Raw genomic sequence first — 17,103 nt, forward strand, 5'->3', positions numbered from 1 at the left:
GGTATAATTGTTCCGCACCTGCGGCTGCCGACGTTGTGGCTGGTCACGTTGTGACTAGCGGGCGCGCTGGGCGGTTACGCTCATGTCGTGACGGCTACCGAGCTCGGCCTCCCGGCACTGCGGGGGTCCACCACCCGAGACCCGGCCCGCCCTGACGACCCCCGGTTGATCGACGGGTTCGGCCGGGTGGCGACCGACCTGCGGATCTCCCTGACCGACCGCTGCAATCTGCGCTGCACCTACTGCATGCCGGCCGAGGGCCTGAACTGGATGGACCGCGCCGAGCAGCTCACCGACGGCGAGCTCGTCCGGCTGATCGGGATCGCGGTGCGCGAGCTCGGCGTGCACGAACTGCGCTTCACCGGCGGCGAGCCGCTGCTGCGCAAGGGCCTCGAGGAGATCATCGCCGCCTCCGCCGCACTCGAGCCGCGGCCGGACATCTCACTCACCACCAACGGCATCGGACTGGCCCGGCGAGCCGAGGCCCTGGCCGCCGCCGGGGTCAACCGGCTCAACGTCTCGATGGACACCCTGCGCCAGGACCGGTTCGCCACCATCACCCGCCGCGACCGGCTCTCGGACGTGCTGGACGGGCTGGCCGCCGCGCGCGCCGCCGGCCTCAGCCCCGTCAAGATCAACAGCGTGCTGCTGCGCGGGGTCAACGACGACGAAGCCGTCGACATGGTGCGCTTCGCCGTGGCAGGCGGTTACGAGCTCCGGTTCATCGAGCAGATGCCGCTGGACGCCCAGCACGGCTGGGAGCGTTCGGAGATGATCACCGCCGGCGAGATCCTCGATCGGCTCCGCGAGGGCTTCACCCTCACCCCGGACCCGACCGAGCGCGGCGGCGCCCCGGCCGAACGCTGGATCGTCGACGGCGGGCCCGCCGTCGTCGGCGTGATCGCCTCGGTCACCCGGCCGTTCTGCGGAGCCTGCGACCGCACCCGACTGACCGCGGACGGCCAGATCCGCAACTGCCTGTTCGCCCGCACCGAGACCGACCTGCGCGCCCTGGTCCGCGGCGGCGCCTCCGACGCGGAGATCGCCGACACGTGGCGCGACGCGATGTGGGGCAAGCTCCCCGGCCACGGCATCAACGACCCCGGGTTCCTGCAGCCGGACCGCCCGATGAGCGCCATCGGCGGCTGAGAAGGATGACGGCATGAGCGTTTCCACCACGACCACCACCGTGACCATCCGGTACTTCGCGGCGGCCCGAGCGGCCGCCGGCGTCGACACCGAGGCCATCGAGGTGCCCGCCGGGGCCACCGTGGACGACCTGATCGCCGCCGTCCGCGACCGGCACGGCGACGCGCTCGGCCGGGTGCTGGAGCGGTGCAGCTACCTGCTCGACGAGGTGGCGGTGCGCGACCACGGGGTGCGACCGTCCGACGGCGCCACGCTCGACGTGCTGCCGCCGTTCGCCGGGGGCTGAGCCGCCAGCGCCTCCCCGAGGGCGTGCACGGCCGCCCGCGCCGCGTCGACGGACTCCTCCCGGGAGCCCGCCGCGGTCGCGACCAGCGCCTGCAACCCGGCCGGCGAATCCTCGGCCGCGTACGGCAGCACCGCCGTGACCAGGGCGTCGAGTGTCCGGCAGACCGTTGTGCGGCCCGACCTGGTCGCGACCGTCCAGCCGCCGGGCACCGCGCGCACCGTCACGCCGTGGCTCGCCGCCGTGACGGTGCGCGCGACGGCGGCGCGCCGGTGCGGCCCGGCCACACGCGACCCGGCCGGATCCGGCGGCGCACCGCCGCACGCACCGCACATCAGGACGCCGTCCGCGGCCGGCGCTTGAGGAAGTCCTGCGCGATGTCGTCGAACGTCGACCAGCGCACGCCCTCGTGCCCCGAGATGTGCTCGATCAGCCGCTCCAGCATCAGCAGCACCTGCGGACGCCCCGAGACGTCGGGGTGGACGGTGAAGGTGAAGACCGCGTAGTCGTTCTCGCGGTAGACCCAGTCGAACTGGTCCCGCCACAGCTCTTCGATGTGCCGCGGGCTCACGAAGCCGTGGCTGTTCGGGCTGGCCTTGATGAACATCATCGGCGGCAGGTCGTCGAGGTACCAGCTCGCGGGGATCTCCACGAGGTCGGTCTCCTGACCGCGGACCAGCGGCTTCATCCACTCGCGGGCGGGCTTGTCGTAGTCGATCGTGGTCCAGCTGTCGCCGACGCGCACGTAGTACGGCTCGAAGTCGCGGTGCATCAGCGAGTGGTCGTAGGTGATGCCGCGCTCGATCAACAGCTCGTTGGTGACCCGGGAGAACTCCCACCACGGGGCGACGTAGCCGGTGGGGCGCTTGCCGATCCGGTTCGTGATGAGGTCGATGCAGTGATCGAGGACGTCGGCCTCCTGCTCGCGGGTCATCGCGATCGGGTTCTCGTGGCTGTAGCCGTGCACACCGATCTCGTGACCCGCCGCGACGACCTGTTCGAACTGCTCCGGGAACGTCTCGACCGAGTGGCCCGGCCAGAACCATGTCGCCGGCAGGTCGTAGCGGGCCAGCAGATTGTTGAGTCGCGGAACACCGACCTCACCGGCGAACAGGCCCCGGGAGATGTCGCCGGGCGAGTCCTCACCCCCGTAGGAGCCGAGCCAGCCTGCGACCGCATCGACGTCGATTCCGAAGGCAACGAAGATCTCCTTGGCCACGATGTGTCCTCTCGTCGAGATACTCGGGCGATGCCCACCGTGCCAGAGGCGGAGGCACTCGGCCGGGTGAGTCGGCGGCCCGCTTCGGCCAGGATTCGCGATTCGCGATCGCACATAACCTCGCGCTCGTCCCGGATGCGTTCCGGTTTGTCGGAGTTCGACCGTATGTTCGAGTCATGACAGCGGCGCCGGCGGTGACGGGTGGGCGGAGACGCCGGCCGGCCCCGGGCCGGGCGCCGCGCCGGACGGGCTGGGCCCGGGTCGGCGCCCGACGGCGAGTTGGTCGGGGTGCCGGTCGCGGCGTGGCGGCAGCTCTCGCGCGCCTACGCCCGCTATCCGGAGGCGCTGGTCGAGGTCGGCCGGGCGGTGCCGTTCCTGCTGGGCCCGGCGCGAGCCGGTGAAGCTGCTGATCAGATCGCGGGCGTGCGGCTACCCCACCGACAGCCCGACCACGTCCCGGTAGCCGCGCCATGCGCCGCCGGGGGTCGTGACGCTGCGCGCGGCCAGCAACGCGTGCGCCACGGCGCGGCTCACCACGTCGGCCGCGGCGGCCTGCAACGCGTACAGCCCGGCCGGTCCGGGTGCGGGCCGGGCGGCGGTGGACAGGCCGAAGATCGTGTCGCCGTCCATCGCGGTGTGCACCGGAGAGATGGCGCGGGCCAGCCCGTCATGCCCCATGCCGGCCAGCCGGGCGCATCCGGCCTTGTCCAGGGTCACGTCGGTGGCCACCACCCCGAGTGTCGTCGCGGTCCCGGGCCGCAGCGCAGCGCGGTCGGACGCGGCCGCACCGAGACCGGCCAGCGCCTCCGGGCCCACCGCCACGTCCGGGAACTCTCCCGCCAGCCCACACCGCACGCCGTACAGCTGCCCGGTCGCGGGGTCCACACCGGACCCGGCTGCGTTGACCACCACGAGCGCCGCCACCGTCGCGCCGTCGTCGAGCACGACGCTGGCCGTCCCGACCCCGCCCTTGAGCCCTCCGGCCACCGCCCCGGTCCCGGCACCGGCCACACCCTGGGCCACCGGGCCGGCCGCGGCGGCGTCGTAGGCCGCGGCCCCGAGGGCGGCATCCGGGCGGGCGCCGAAGTCCCCGCCCCGGCCGAGGTCGAAGACGACCGCGGCGGGCACGATCGGCACCACCTCACCCGGTGCGGCGCCGACCGGGAACCCGACCTCCGCCGCCTCCAGCCGGCGCATCACCCCATCGGCGGCGGCGAGGCCGTAGGCACTGCCGCCGCTCAGCACGATCGCGTGCACGCGTTGCACGCTGTTGCGTGGATCGAGCAGATCGGTCTCCCGGGTCCCCGGGGCCGCTCCGCGGACATCCACGCCGCCGACTGCGCCGTTCCGCGGCGCGAGCACGACGGTGGTGCCGCTCAGCGCGCCGTCTCCGGTCAGTGCGGCATGCCCGACCCGCAGGCCGGAGACATCGGTCAGGGCGTTGGCAGGTCCGGGGTGCATGGCGCCATCCTGATCCCGGCGCCGGGATCAGTGGTCGTCGACCCTGAGCTGACCCACCGGGCGGCCGTCCTGGCAGCTCAGTCGCACCTCGACGCGGGTCCCGTCGGACTCGAACCGGACCCGCGGCCGGTCCCCACTCTCCTGCTCGCCGTGCACGCCGTACCCCTGCGCCGGGGTCGCCGTGATCACCTGGGCGACACCGTTCACACACCGCGCCACGACAGTCCCCGCCGACCCGGCGGTGACCACCCCCGTCGTCCCGGGGCCGGCGGGGGTGGCGGCGGACGTGGGAGCGGCCGTGGCGGGAGGCACGGGCGGGACCGTGCCGGGAACCGGGACCGAGGCCAGCCGGGCGTCGACCTCGGACCGGCTCAACGGCTGCTGCCCGGCGCCGACGATCCCGCTGCCGATCGCCCCGACCGCCGTCAGCCCGACGAGGGTCGCGCCGACGACGGCCGCCGACCACAACGCCAGCAGCGTGATCGTGCGGCCCCGGTGCGGACGTCGGGCCGCGCGGCCGGTCTCCGGGGGGCTCATGCCCACAGCATGCCGTCCCGATGGGTTAAGACGGACCTAACGCATCGATAGTGTCAGCCCGCCACAACCATGATGTGAGGTACTTCTCGCACGTTGTGTCCTACGGTTCCCGAATGGCCCAGGTGCTCCTCGTCGAGGACGATCCGGCGATTCGCGGCGCCCTCATCCGCGGCCTGACCGAGCGTGGACACGCCGTCGAATCGGCACCCACCGCCCTCGCCGGCCTGGAGCATGCGGTCGGTAAACGACCCGACATCGTGGTACTGGACCTCGGGCTGCCCGACCTGGACGGCGCCACGATGCTCACGATGCTGCGTGGGGCGAGCCGGGTGCCGGTGATCGTGGCGACCGCCCGCGACGACGAGCGGGAGATCGTCGCGGTGCTCGACGCCGGCGCGGACGACTACCTGGTCAAGCCGTTCAGTGCCGCGCAGCTCGACGCCCGGATCCGGGCGGTGCTCCGCCGCGGTGGCGAGCCTGTGACGGATCCGACGGTCGTGGTCGGCGGACTACGGGTGGACCCGCGCTCGCGGCAGGCCAGCCTCGACGGGGTCGATCTCGACCTGACGCCGCGGGAGTTCGCGTTGCTGCACTACCTGGCCGCCCGGGCCGGTGAGGTGATCAGCAAACGGGAACTGCTCACCGAGGTGTGGCAACTGCCCTACGGGGGTGCCGACAAGACCGTCGACGTGCACCTGTCGTGGCTGCGCCGCAAACTCGGTGAGACCGCCCAGCAGAGCCGCTACCTGCACTCCGTGCGCGGGGTCGGGGTGCGCATCGCCGCCCCGAAGGACTGAGCGGGCGTGCGCCGCCGCGTCCTGGTCCTCGTCGGGGCCACGACCTCCCTCGTGCTGATCGCGTTCCTCGTGCCGCTGGCGCTGCTGCTGCGCACCGTCGCCGCCGACCGGGCGGTGCAGGGCGCGACCGTCGAAGCGCAGGCGGTGAGCTCGCTGGTCGCCACCGGCGACCGGGCCGCGCTCGCGCTGAGCGTCGCGCAGGTCGACGCCACGTCGGCCTACGACGTCACGCTGTTCCTCGCCGACGGCACCCGGCTCGGCGCCGCCGCCGAGCGCTCCCCACTGGTCGAGCTGGGTGCCCGGGGCACCAGCGCGTCGGCCGTCGTGCCCGGTGGCCGGGAGATCGTGTTCGCGGTCCGGGACCCGTCCGGCACCGGTGGGGTGATCCGCGCGTTCGTCCCCGACGCCGAGCTGACCCGCGGCGTCACCCGCGCCTGGCTGCTGCTCGCCGCGCTGGGGATCGGCCTGTTGCTGGTCAGCCTCGCCGTCGCCGATCGGATGGCCCGCTCGCTGGTGCGTTCGACGATCGACCTGGCCGCGGTCTCCCACCGGCTCGCCCGCGGCGAGCTGGACGCCCGGGCCGATCCGCAGGCGACCGGCGAGCTCGGGGTCGTGGCCGGGGCGCTCAACACGCTCGCCGCCCGGATCTCGGAACTGCTCCGTGAGGAACGCGAGACGGTGGCCGACCTGGCGCACCGGGTGCGCACCCCGCTGACGGCGCTACGCCTGGACGCCGAGTCGCTGTCCGACCCACGCGACGCCGCCCGCATCGGGGCCGGGGTCGACGGCGTGCAGCGGGCGGTCACGAGCGCGATCGACCAGGCCCGCCGCCGCGGCGCCGAACCGGGTGGCGAACGAGTGGTCAGCGACGCCGCCGCGACGGTGTCCGACCGCATCGCGTTCTGGTCTGTGCTGGCCGAGGACACCGAGCGGGAGACCGCCGTCGACATCGCACCCGGTCCGTTGCCCGTCGCGCTGGGCCGCGCCGACCTCGAGGCGTGCGTGGACGCCCTGCTCGGCAACGTCTTCGCCCACACCCCGGACGGCACCGCGTTCGCCGTGCGGCTGACGCCGCGGGAGGGCGGCGGGGCGACCCTCACCGTGGCCGACGCCGGGCCGGGCCTCCCGGCGGGCGCGACGGCCGCGCTGCGCCGTGGCGTCAGCGGGGCCGGGTCCACCGGGCTCGGCCTCGACATCGCGCGGCGCAGCGCCGAGCAGGCCGGCGGGACGCTGCGGCTGGAGCCGGCGGAGCGCGCCGGGTTGCGGGTCGTCGTCGAGCTCGGCCCACCGGGCACAGCCCCTTAGCCGCGCCTTAGGAAGCACGCAGCGCGGCCATAGACCTCCGAACGGCACCTTGTCCTCGTTCCCGACATCGAGCGAAGGACACCCCAATGGCCACCCGACGAGTGATCACCGCCGCCGCCGCAGGCATTCTCACGCTGATGGTCTTCGGCGGCACCGCCGTCGCCGTCGCCGGCTCCGGCGACACCTCATCGACCCCCCTGCCCGCCTTCGACACCTCCCAGGTCACCGTGACCCGGACGCCGAGCAGCACCACCACTCGGGCCGCCACGCCGGCCCCGGCCGTGGACCGGGTGCAGGCCGAACGGATCGCGCTGGATCGCGTCGGCGGCGGCACCGTCACCCGGGTCGAGCAGGAGATCGAGCACGGCCGGCTCGAGTGGAAGGTCCGGGTCACCAGCGGCGGCGTCGAGCGCGACGTGCGCGTCGACGCCGGCACCGGGGCCGTCACCCGGGCCGACACCGGCGACCGGTCGCGCGGCAGTACCGGCACCCGTGACGACCGGGGCCGCGGCGCCGACGACCGGGCCGGCTTCGACGACCGGGCCGGCTTCGACGACCGTGGGCGCGGCAGCGACGACCCGCCCGGCGACGACCACGGGCGCGGCTCGGACGACCGGGCCGGCAGCGACGACCACGGCGGCGACAACCGCGGGCGCGGCAGCGACGACTGACCCCGCACATGCCGAGGGCCGGCGACCCGGTGGGTCGCCGGCCCTCGGCGTGCGTCAACCGCTCAGTTGGACTTGCTGCGCCGGATCAGGAAGATGATCAGCAGCACCAGCGCGCCACCGATGACCGGGGCGAGGCGCTTGAGCACCGGGGCACCGGCGGACTCGAGCAGGTCGATCGCCTCGACCTCGCTGCGCAGCGGCCCGGACGGCGCGGCGGCCACCGGCTTCGCGGCGGTGGTGGCGCCGTTCGTGCGGCCTGCGGCCTCGGCCGGGGCGGCCGCCTCCTCGACCTTGGCCGTGGGGGCGAGCTTGTCGGCGAGGCACGACGCGAACTGACCGATGATCTTGTCACTGACGTCGGAGATCACGCCGCGGCCGAACTGGGCCGGCCGGCCGGTGATGGTCATGTCGGTGACCATGGTGACCTCGGTCTTGTCCGGACCGTCGGCCTTCATCGTGCCGGTGACCTTGGCGTTGGCGGTGCCGTTGCCCCGCGCGTCACGTCCGGAGGCGTCGATGATCACCTTGTGGGCGGCGTCGTCGCGCTCGACGTAGGTGCCCTTGCCCTTGTAGGTCAGCGAGATCGGGCCGAGCTTGACCTTGACGGTGCCCGTGAAGGAGTCGTTCTCGTAGGACTCCAGGGTGGCGCCGGGGAAGCAGGGCGCGACCGTCTCCGGGTTGTTGAGCGCCGCCCACGCCTCCTCGATGGGAGCCGCGATCGTGAACTTGTTCTCCAGCTGCATCTGTCTTGCCTCCTCGTCGGGGCCGCACCCCGCCGTGGGGCGGAAGTGGGCTGTAAAGCCGATGGACGCCTGCCCGGGAGCCCGGGCAGGCGTCCATCGCGTGGATCCTCGCGTCAGCCGGCGGCAGCGAGCACCGCGCGGCCGGTGAGCACCCTGGCCAGGTGCTCACGGTAGTCGGCCGCGGCGTCGGCGTCACTCGGGGCCGCCGTGCCTTCGGTCGCACGTTCGGCCGCCGCCCGGACGGTGTCGGCGTTGGCCGGCTGCCCGACGAGCGCCTGCTCGACCCCGGTGGCCCGCAGCGGCGTGGCCCCCATGTTGGTCAGGCCGACGCGCGCCTGCGAGATCGCCCCGCCGTCGACCTTGAGCGCGGCCGCCACGGCGACCATCGACCAGGCCTGTGCGGTCCGGTTGAACTTCTCGTAGTGCGTCTTCCACCCGGTGTAGCGCGGGAACCGGATCTCGACGAGGACCTCCCCCTCACCGATGGCGGTGGTGAAGTAGTCCACGAAGAACTCCGAGGCCGGCACCGTGCGGCGGCCCGAGGCGCCGGCGATGACGAACTCGGCGTCCAGCGCCAGGGCCACCGCGCCGAGGTCGCCCGCCGGGTCGGCGTGCGCGAGCGAGCCGCCCAGGGTGCCGCGGTGGCGCACCTGCGGGTCGGCCACCGTCTCGGTGGCCTGGGCCAGCAGGGCGACGTGCTGCTTGACGAGGTCGCTGCGCATCACGTCGTGGTGCGGGGTCATGGCGCCGACGACGATCCGGTCGCCGTCCTCGCGGACGCCCCGCAGCTCGGCGATGCCGCCGAGGTCGATGATCACCGACGGCGCGGCGAGCCGGAGCCGGAGCACCGGCAGCAGGCTCTGGCCGCCGGCGAGGATCTTGGCGTCGTCGCCGCCCTGCTGCAGCGCCGTGACGGCTTCCTCCACCGAGGAAGGCCGCACGTAGTCGAACTTGGCCGGGATCACTGGACCTCTCCCTGCGGGTTGTTCGGGTCGATGGAGCCCAGCCCGGCACCCGGCGAGTGGGTGTCGATCGGGGTCTCCTGGGTGGAGCGGCCCTTGGCCGCCTGGATGGCCCGCCAGACGCGCTGCGAGGTGCAGGGCATCTCGACCTCGTCGACGCCGAGGTGGCGCAGCGCGTCGATGACGCCGTTGACGATCGCCGGGGTGGAGGCGATCGTGCCGGCCTCGCCGACACCCTTCACACCCAGCGGGTTGCTCGTCGACGGGTTGCTGGACACGGCGGTGTCGAAGCTCGGCAGGTCGGCCGCCGACGGCAGCGTGTAGTCGACGAAGGTGCCGTTGACCAGGGTGCCCTGGTCGTCGTAGTTGGCCTCCTCGAACAGCGCCTGCGCGATGCCCTGAGCCAGGCCGCCGTGCACCTGGCCCTCGACGATCAGCGGGTTGACCACGGTGCCCACGTCGTCGACGCAGACGTACTTGCGCAGCTTGACCCGGCCGGTCTCGGTGTCCACCTCGATGGCCGCGAGGTGGGTGCCGTGCGGGAAGGAGAAGTTCTCCGGGTCGTACACGGCGTCGGAGTCCAGCGAGGGCTCCATGTCCTCCGGGTAGTCGTGCGCCATGAACGCGGCGAACGCCAGCTCCTGGATGGCCTTGCCCTTGTCGGTGCCCTTGACCGAGAAGAAGCCACCTGAGAACTCGATGTCGTCCTCGCTCGCCTCCAGCAGGTGGGCGGCGAGCTTGCGGGCCTTGGCGATGACCTTGTCGGCGGCCTTGACGATCGCGATGCCGCCGACGGCCAGCGAGCGGGACCCGTAGGTGTCCAGACCCTTCGGCGAGATCTGGGTGTCGCCGTGCAGGATCTCGACGTCCTCGAACGGCACCCCGAGCTTGTCGGCGACGATCTGGCTGAACGCCGTCTCGTGCCCCTGGCCGTGGCCCGACGCCCCGGTGATGACCTCGACCTTGCCGGTCGCCAGCATCCGGATGCTGGCGGCCTCCCAGCCGCCGGCACCGTAGGACAGCGAGCCGAGCACCCGGGACGGGGCCAGACCGCACATCTCGGTGAAGGTCGAGATGCCGATGCCGAGCTGGACCGGGTCGTTGTTACGACGCCGCTCCTCCTGCTCGCGCCGCAGGCCGGCGTAGTCGAACAGCTCGGTGGCCTTGGCCGTCGCGGCCTCGTAGTTGCCGGTGTCGTAGGTGAGCCCGCACACCGTGGTGAACGGGAACTCCTCGTGGGAGATCCAGTTCTGCTCGCGCAGCTCCAGCGGGTCACGGCCGAGCTCGTCGGCGAGTTCGTCCATGATCCGCTCGATGGCGAACGTGGCCTCCGGCCGGCCGGCGCCGCGGTAGGCGTCGGTCAGCGTCTTCGTGGTGAAGACGTTGCGGCAGGTGAACCGGTAGGCCGGGAACTTGTAGATCGAGTTGAACATGAACGCGCCGAGGATCGGCACACCCGGGCCGACCAGACCCAGGTAGGCGCCCATGTCCGCCAGCAGGTGGACGTCCAGCCCGGTGACCGTGCCGTCCTTCTTCGCGGTGATCGTGATGTCCTGGATCTGGTCGCGCCCGTGGTGCGCGGCCAGCAGCGACTCCGACCGGGTCTCGGTCCACTTGACCGGCTTGTGCAGCTTCTGCGCGATGAGCACGCAGAGCATCTCCTCCGGCACGACGCCGATCTTGCCGCCGAAGCCGCCGCCCACATCGGGGGCGATGACCCGCAGCTTGGACTCCGGGATGCCGGTGGTGACCGTGGTCATCGTGCGCAGGATGTGCGGCACCTGGGTCGCCGACCACATGGTGATCTGCTCACCGGTGGGGTCGACGACGACGGAGCGGGGCTCCATGAACGCCGGGATCAGGCGCTGCTGGCGGAACCGGCGGCGGACCACGATCTGGTCGGGGTCGGCCTCGGCGGCCGCGACGGCCTCGGTGACGCTGTTGCCGGTGCCGGCCTCGCCCGAGTCGAAGACCCAGGTGGCGGAGACGTTGGTCCCCAGGTCGGGGTGGACGAGCTGCGCCCCGTCGGCGGCGGCGGCCTCCATGTCGAGCACCGGGTCGAGCGGGTCGTAGTCGACCTCGACGAGCTCGACCGCGTCCCGCGCCTCGGCGGCGGAGCGGGCCACGATCACGGCGACGCCCTCACCGGCGAAGTGCACGGTGTTGACGGCGAGCAGCGGGCGCTGGGGCGCCTTCTGGTCCGGGGTGATCGGCCACGCGCAGGGCAGGCCGATCCCCTCGGCGCCCAGGTCGGCCGCGGTGTAGACGCCGACAACGCCCGGGGCGGACTGCGCCGCGGACTTGTCGACGTTCGTGATGGTCGCGTGTGCCAGCGGCGAGCGGACCACCGCGATGTGCAGCGTCCCGGCCGGGGTGATGGAGTCGGTGTACCGGCTGCGGCCGGTGATCAGGCGGTGGTCCTCCTTGCGGACCCGCGCGTTGCCGATCTCGGTCGTGGTGGGTTCGGCGGTCGTGGTCATTTAGTTGCCTCCTCCGGCAACCGAGGCCGACTTCATGTTCTGCGCCGCGCTCTGCACAGCCCGCACGATGTTCTGGTAGCCCGTGCACCGGCAGAGGTTGCCCTCGATGCCCTCACGGACCTCCTGCTCGTCGGGGTCGGGATTCTCCCCGAGCAGGTCGACGGCGGCCATGATCATGCCGGGGGTGCAGTAACCGCACTGCAGGCCGTGGCACTCGTTGAACGCCTTCTGCACCGGGTGCAGCTCGCCGTCGCGGGCGAGGCCCTCGATGGTGGTGACCTCGCACCCGTCGGCCTGCACGGCCAGCACCGAGCAGGACTTCACGCTCTGACCGTTGAGGTGCACCGTGCATGCACCGCAGTTGCTGGTGTCACAACCGATCAGGGTCCCGGTCTTCCCCAGGCGTTCTCTCAAGTACTGGACCAACAACGTGCGGGGCTCGACGTCGTCGGCGTACTCCACGCCGTCGACGGTGACCCGGACCTGTGCCATGAGTCTCACTCCTCAACCGCGGCTGCAACGTCGGGCCGCGCAGGACTTCCGGGGATCAACCGGGGCGTGACGAGGCACGACCCCGGTGCCGCGCACGACGTTGTGGCGGCGAGCACATCACACCGCTGATCATCAAACGGTGCAAGGCCGCCCGGACGGCGGCTTGCGCCAGTCGGAAGGCGACATTCGGCAAACATCACGGCACAGGATCATCAGATCCGCTTCAGCGGTTCTATCACCCGCCATCAATCCGCATTAGCGGTTTCGATGCTGGGGACACATCATCCATTCGGACTAACCCTGACGGACGGCCCTCTCCTGGCCCGCACTACCCGAACCAGTGCCCATCGGCCGTAGCGGGGCCGTGGTGCGTGCCCGTAGTGCCCCCCACCACAGGCCCGCGCCGTACGCCAGGTCGTCGAGCCGGTGCGCGATCAGGTAGCCGAGCGGGCCCGGGGGCCGGGCGCCCGGGTCGGCATCGCGGTGACCCCACCAGTCCCACACCCCCTCCGCGAGCGCGGCGAGCAGCACGGCCCGGCGGGCGCGGGCGGAGAACAGGCAGCCGAGCAGGGCCAGCGGCCAGTAGTGCCGGGTGATCGCCGATGCGGTCTGGGCGACGGCACCGACGAAGCCCATCCCGGTCAGCCGGGCGGCCGAGACCAGGGGCCTGCGCAACCGGCCGAGCTTGCGGGACAACCGGTCCGTCGCGACGACACCGATCACCGCCGCCAGCGCGGTGGCCCGCCGGCGCTGGAGCAGCAGCAGTGCACACACCGCGGCGGTCCACGGGGACAGCACCATCGGCGGCACCGCCCCGGCGTGGCGCTGGGCCAGCGGGGCGGCGCCGGTGCCGTAATAGGCCTTGCGCGACCACCACGCCCCGAACCCCGCCCGGTGGTCGTGCGCGACCCGCGCCGCCGGCTCGTAGCGCAGCCGCCAGCCCCCGGCGTGCAGCCGCAGGACGAGATCGACGTCCTCGGCGACGTGCATCCCCTCGTCGAACCCGGCACCCACCGCCGTACGCCGCACGACCATGGCCGCGCTGGGCACGTAGGCCACCCGGGACCGCGGCACCACCAGCGCCGGATCGGGCCCGAGGTCCAGCGACGAGCGGACGGCCTCGTAGCGGCCGATCCAGCCCCGCACCGGGGGCAGCGCGACGATCCGCGGCGCGGCCAGACCCACCGCCGGGTCGACGAAGCGGGCCAGCAGCGGCTCGAGCCAGCCCGGCTGCGGCACGACGTCGGAGTCCAGGAACGCGACCAGCTCGGTCGTCGCCGCGGCGAGCCCGGCGTTGCGGGCGGCGGCCGGGCCGCGCGAGGTCGCGTGCCGCAGCACCCGCGCACCTGCGGCCCGCGCGGCGCGGGCGAGCGCGGCCGGGTCCGCGGAGCCGTCGTCGACGACGATCACGCCGCCGAGCCCGGCGGGCAGCGCGGCGAGCAGCCGGGTGAGAGCGGGCAGGCGGTCCTTGACCGGGATGACGACGGTGACGTCGGCCGGCCCCGGGGCGCCCGGGCGCCCCGGGGCGTCGGTGGGGTGAGCGAGGCCCCCGTCCAGAAGCCGCCGCACCAGCGCCGCGGAGGTCGGGTCGGTCACCGTGATCGGGCCGCCGTCGAGGAGCGCCCGGGCCGCGGGCGCCAGCAGCATCAACCGCGGCGGCGCGCCGCCGAGCAGCGCTGCGCCGCCGTCGAACCGGTGGACCCGGCGGTCCAGCACCACCCGGAACCCGCGGGGCAGCCGGGTTGCGGTCGGTCCGGTCGCCGCGCCGGCCTGGACCGAACCGCTCGTGCTCACCACGGGTCCGATCGTGGCACGACGGCGGCGGGCGGCCCGACGTGGCAGGCTCGGCCCCGTGGTGTCCGCGCTGCCCGATGACGGACCGGTGGTTCCCCGCTACGGCCTGCGCTCGCTGGCCGAGGTGCTGCCGGCGCTGCTGACCGCGCTCGGCGTACCCGGCCCAGCAGCAGGCCCGCCGCTCCCGCCGGTGCGTGCGGCCGGCCTGCTGCTGATCGACGGGCTGGGCACCGACCTGCTCGTCCGGCACGCCACGGACGCGCCGTTCCTGGCCGGGCTGCCCGACGCCGGGCCGCTGACCGTGGGCTTCCCGTCCAGCACCTCGGTCAGCCTCGCGACTCTGGGCACCGGGCTGCCGCCCGGCGAACACGGCATCGTGGGCATCTCGTTCCGCGCCGAGGACGACGAGCTGCTGAACTCGCTTCGCTGGGTCGCCTACGGCCGGCCGCAACCGGCGGACCTGCGCGACCGGCTCCCGCCGGAGCGAATCCAGCCGATGCCGACCGCGCTGGAACGGGCCGCGGCGCACGGCGTCGACGTCGCGGTCGTCGCGCCCCGGGACCAGCGCGCATCCGGGCTGACCCGGGCGGCGCTGCGCGGCGGGAGGTTCCAGGGGGTGCACGCGCTGGGCGATCTGGCCGCCGACGTCATCGGCGCGCTGACCGGGCCCGGACGGCGGCTCTGCTACGGCTACCACGCCGATCTCGACACCCTCGGCCACGTGTACGGCCCGGGCTCGCTGCCGTGGCGGCTGCAGCTGCGTCAGATCGACCAGCTGGCCGCGACGATCGCCGGGCACCTGCCGTCCGACGCCTTGCTCGCGGTCACCGGTGACCACGGCATGGTGCAGGTGACCCGGCCCTACGACGCCGACACCGACGACGCGCTGCGGCTCGGGGTCCGCCACCTCGGCGGCGACCCCCGGTCGCGGCACGTCTACGCGCACGACGGCGCGGCGCCGGAGGTCCTCGCGGCGTGGCGGGAGACCCTGGGCGGGGACGCCTGGGTGGTGTCGCGCGAGCAGGCCGTCGCCGACGGCTGGTTCGGCCCGCTGGCCCCGCACGTGCAGCACCGGATCGGCGACGTCGTCGTGGCGCTGCGCGGCACGGCCGCGGTGATCCGCTCGGTGACCGAGCCGGGGATGTCGCGGCTGCCCGGCCAGCACGGGTCCCTCTCCCGCGAGGAGCAGTTCGTCCCCCTCCTCTTGGCGCACACCCCCCAATAACCCGCGAGTCGGCACATTCGGGAGGGTGAGTCGGCACATTCGAGAGGCCGAGTTGTCGGATCGTGTCTCCGCGGAACGACGACTCACCCTCCCGAAAAGGGCGACTCGCGGGGTTACGCCAGGCGGCCGTCGGGGCCGGGGCGCCATTGCCGGAGCGCCGCGGTGAGGGTGTCGGCCAATTCGGCGAGCAGGGCTGCGCCCTCGTCTGCCGAGGCGCCGGCCGGGTCGCCGAGCACCCCGTTCGGGCTCACCGCGGCGACGCCACCGGCCTGCAGCGCGGGGAGCAGCTCGCGCAGCGGCGCGGTGTTCCCGGCGACCGCGGCGTCGGTCCGGACCGCGGCCGGTTCCAGCGCGAGCATGATCGAGGTCTCGGTGCGGCCGGCGTGGGCGTCGGCCACGTGGTCCCGCGGGCCGGCGACCACACACGCCGCCCACGCAGCGTCGCGTCCCTCATAGCGCAGCTGCTTCACCGCGTCGATCACCGTGAGCAGGTTGCCGCCGTGGCCGTTGACGAACACCAGCCGGGCCGCCCAGCGGCACGCCGAGCGGCCCAGCTCGACCAGCAACAGGCGCAACGCCTCGTGCCCGATGGAGATCGTGCCGGGGAAGCCCTCGTGCTCGCCCGCCGCGCCGTAGGCCACCGCGGGCGCGACGATCACCTCCGGATCACGGGCGTGCACCGCATCGGCCACCGCGGAGGCCACCGCGACGTCGGTGTGCAGCGGCAGATGCGGGCCGTGCTGCTCCACGGACCCGACCGGCACGATCAGCGTGTGCCGCGGCGGCCCCGCCAGCTCGACCCAGGTCAGATCAGCGAGCCGGGGCATCCGGGACGTCCAGGTACCCGTGCTGGCGCAGGTAGCCGAGCAGCTCGTCGGCGGCCTGCGCCGGGGACCCCGGGCGCACCACCCGCGGCGGCGTCCGCTCTACCAGCGCACCGGTGAGCGCGAGCAGCCGCTGCCGCGGCCCGGCCCCCTCCGGCGCGGGCAGCACGCGAGGCCGCGGCCGGTAGGCGCGCGGGGCGCCGAACTGCACCCGGCCGTCGTGACCGACCGTCAGGTCGGCCACCGGGATCTGCGCACCGCGGGCGGCCAGCGTGGCCGGCAGCGACGCGCGACGCAGCCGGACCGCGGTCGGCTCCACCGAGCAGACCGCGGGCAGCGGGACGAGGATGCGCTCGCGGCGGCCGCCGTCGAGGCGGCGCACGGCCCGCAGCCCCTCCTCGGACCGCTCCAGCTCCAGCAGCCCCAGCGCCTGCACCACGCCGAGCTCCTCGGCCAGGTGCGCCGGGGTGCTGCCGGTGCCGCGGTCGGCGGAGTGGTCGCCGCAGAGCACGAGCTGCGGGGGACCGAACGCCGCCGTGATCGCGTCGGCCAGGGCGCGGGCGATGCCGGCGCCGTCGTCGGCGGCCGCGGCGAGCGGGTCGTCGACGTCCAGGCCGACCCGCAGCACCGCGTCGGCGCCGACGGCCAGCGCGTCGCGCAGCATCGCGTCGGCCGCGGGCGGCCCCGCGGTGACCGCGGCGGCGCGCCCGCCCGTCTCGGCGGCCAGCCGCAGCGCGTACTCCAGCGCGGTGCGGTCGGCCTCACTCGGCCCGGCACCGCGCGGATCGATGCGCACGTGCCCGGTCAGCGGGTCGACGTGCGCCCGGTCGTCGACGAACCGCAGGGCGGCGACGATCAGCGGGCCGGACTCAGCCATGACGGAACACCACGCCCTGCCCGCCGTCGGGGTAGCTCCAGCGGATCGCGCCCGCGTTGTTGCAGACCAGGTAGCAGGTGCCGCACTCGAAGCACTGCTCGTAGTTGAACAGGATGCCGCCCTCGGCGGTGAGCACGAACAGGTTGGCCGGACACGCCGTCACGCAGGCCTGCGTGGTGCAGGAGCGGCAGACGTCGGTGTCGACCTCGATGTGCGGCCGTTCGCTCACCCGGAAGTCCACTGTCGACATCCGGTCTTCGAACGAGACCTCGGCGTAGCTCATT

The 17,103-nt window shown here is 73.7% G+C and carries 17 protein-coding genes; 6 read left to right on the forward strand and 11 right to left on the reverse strand.

Annotated features, from left to right (window positions below; genetic code table 11):
• Positions 1-87: 87 nt before the first annotated feature.
• Together moaA and HF526_RS12155 are read left to right on the forward strand one after the other, a co-directional pair.
• Positions 88-1,149 carry a GTP 3',8-cyclase MoaA gene (moaA, locus tag HF526_RS12150; protein WP_338051429.1) on the forward strand — a complete coding sequence of 354 codons (1,062 nt, stop codon included), beginning with the start codon at positions 88-90 and terminating at the stop codon, positions 1,147-1,149.
• 13 nt (positions 1,150-1,162) lie between these two features.
• A complete protein-coding gene (locus HF526_RS12155) occupies positions 1,163-1,435 on the forward strand; it encodes a MoaD/ThiS family protein (protein ID WP_169381493.1) in 273 nt (90 codons plus the stop codon).
• Positions 1,436-1,766: 331 nt separating this feature from the next.
• Here HF526_RS12155 and HF526_RS12160 read toward each other — a convergent pair whose 3' ends face one another.
• The 3 genes from HF526_RS12160 to HF526_RS12170 all read right to left on the reverse strand — a co-directional run bounded on the left by HF526_RS12160 (position 1,767) and on the right by HF526_RS12170 (position 4,649).
• Positions 1,767-2,651 (reverse strand): polysaccharide deacetylase family protein, encoded by an 885-nt coding sequence (locus HF526_RS12160; protein ID WP_169381494.1) that lies wholly within the window; start codon positions 2,649-2,651, stop codon positions 1,767-1,769.
• Between the two features lie 429 nt (positions 2,652-3,080).
• Positions 3,081-4,112, reverse strand: a complete 1,032-nt coding sequence (locus tag HF526_RS12165; protein WP_169381495.1) for a P1 family peptidase — start codon at positions 4,110-4,112, stop codon at positions 3,081-3,083.
• A gap of 27 nt (positions 4,113-4,139) precedes the next feature.
• The gene (locus HF526_RS12170; protein ID WP_169381496.1) at positions 4,140-4,649 is read right to left on the reverse strand and encodes a hypothetical protein; all 510 of its coding nucleotides are present in this window, start codon (positions 4,647-4,649) and stop codon (positions 4,140-4,142) included.
• A gap of 113 nt (positions 4,650-4,762) precedes the next feature.
• Here HF526_RS12170 and HF526_RS12175 point away from each other — a divergent pair, with 113 nt between their 5' ends.
• The 3 genes from HF526_RS12175 to HF526_RS12185 all read left to right on the forward strand — a co-directional run bounded on the left by HF526_RS12175 (position 4,763) and on the right by HF526_RS12185 (position 7,422).
• Positions 4,763-5,446, forward strand: a complete 684-nt coding sequence (locus HF526_RS12175; protein ID WP_169381497.1) for a response regulator transcription factor — start codon at positions 4,763-4,765, stop codon at positions 5,444-5,446.
• A gap of 6 nt (positions 5,447-5,452) precedes the next feature.
• Positions 5,453-6,751: an ATP-binding protein gene (locus HF526_RS12180; RefSeq protein WP_169381498.1), complete on the forward strand. Its 1,299-nt coding sequence runs from the start codon at positions 5,453-5,455 to the stop codon at positions 6,749-6,751.
• A gap of 86 nt (positions 6,752-6,837) precedes the next feature.
• Entirely contained in the window at positions 6,838-7,422 is a 585-nt protein-coding gene (locus HF526_RS12185; protein WP_169381499.1) for a PepSY domain-containing protein, read from the forward strand.
• 62 nt (positions 7,423-7,484) lie between these two features.
• On the opposite strand, the gene HF526_RS12190 is transcribed toward HF526_RS12185, so the two are convergent.
• The 5 genes from HF526_RS12190 to mftF all read right to left on the reverse strand — a co-directional run bounded on the left by HF526_RS12190 (position 7,485) and on the right by mftF (position 13,896).
• Positions 7,485-8,165, reverse strand: a complete 681-nt coding sequence (locus HF526_RS12190; protein WP_169381500.1) for an SRPBCC family protein — start codon at positions 8,163-8,165, stop codon at positions 7,485-7,487.
• 113 nt (positions 8,166-8,278) lie between these two features.
• Positions 8,279-9,130 (reverse strand): FAD binding domain-containing protein, encoded by an 852-nt coding sequence (locus tag HF526_RS12195; RefSeq protein WP_169381501.1) that lies wholly within the window; start codon positions 9,128-9,130, stop codon positions 8,279-8,281.
• Positions 9,127-11,607: a xanthine dehydrogenase family protein molybdopterin-binding subunit gene (locus HF526_RS12200; protein ID WP_169381502.1), complete on the reverse strand. Its 2,481-nt coding sequence runs from the start codon at positions 11,605-11,607 to the stop codon at positions 9,127-9,129. The genes HF526_RS12195 and HF526_RS12200 overlap by 4 nt, the downstream gene beginning before the upstream one ends.
• Positions 11,608-12,099 carry a (2Fe-2S)-binding protein gene (locus tag HF526_RS12205; protein WP_169381503.1) on the reverse strand — a complete coding sequence of 164 codons (492 nt, stop codon included), beginning with the start codon at positions 12,097-12,099 and terminating at the stop codon, positions 11,608-11,610.
• A 294-nt stretch (positions 12,100-12,393) separates the two neighbouring features.
• The gene (gene mftF, locus HF526_RS12210; RefSeq protein ID WP_338051430.1) at positions 12,394-13,896 is read right to left on the reverse strand and encodes a mycofactocin biosynthesis glycosyltransferase MftF; all 1,503 of its coding nucleotides are present in this window, start codon (positions 13,894-13,896) and stop codon (positions 12,394-12,396) included.
• Positions 13,897-13,951: 55 nt separating this feature from the next.
• Here mftF and HF526_RS12215 point away from each other — a divergent pair, with 55 nt between their 5' ends.
• The gene (locus tag HF526_RS12215; protein ID WP_338051431.1) at positions 13,952-15,118 is read left to right on the forward strand and encodes an alkaline phosphatase family protein; all 1,167 of its coding nucleotides are present in this window, start codon (positions 13,952-13,954) and stop codon (positions 15,116-15,118) included.
• A gap of 113 nt (positions 15,119-15,231) precedes the next feature.
• On the opposite strand, the gene mftE is transcribed toward HF526_RS12215, so the two are convergent.
• The 3 genes from mftE to HF526_RS12230 are packed head-to-tail and all read right to left on the reverse strand — an operon-like array spanning position 15,232 to position 17,102.
• On the reverse strand, positions 15,232-15,945 hold the full coding sequence (gene mftE, locus HF526_RS12220) for a mycofactocin biosynthesis peptidyl-dipeptidase MftE (RefSeq protein WP_169381504.1): 714 nt from the start codon (positions 15,943-15,945) through the stop codon (positions 15,232-15,234).
• Positions 15,929-16,819 (reverse strand): mycofactocin-associated electron transfer flavoprotein beta subunit, encoded by an 891-nt coding sequence (locus tag HF526_RS12225; RefSeq protein ID WP_169381505.1) that lies wholly within the window; start codon positions 16,817-16,819, stop codon positions 15,929-15,931. The genes mftE and HF526_RS12225 overlap by 17 nt, the downstream gene beginning before the upstream one ends.
• A complete protein-coding gene (locus HF526_RS12230) occupies positions 16,812-17,102 on the reverse strand; it encodes a ferredoxin family protein (protein WP_169381506.1) in 291 nt (96 codons plus the stop codon). Before HF526_RS12230 ends, HF526_RS12225 begins: the two co-directional genes overlap by 8 nt.
• Position 17,103 lies beyond the last annotated feature (1 nt).

The sequence above is a fragment of the Pseudonocardia acidicola genome (assembly GCF_012911935.1).
GTDB lineage: Bacteria > Actinomycetota > Actinomycetes > Mycobacteriales > Pseudonocardiaceae > Pseudonocardia > Pseudonocardia acidicola.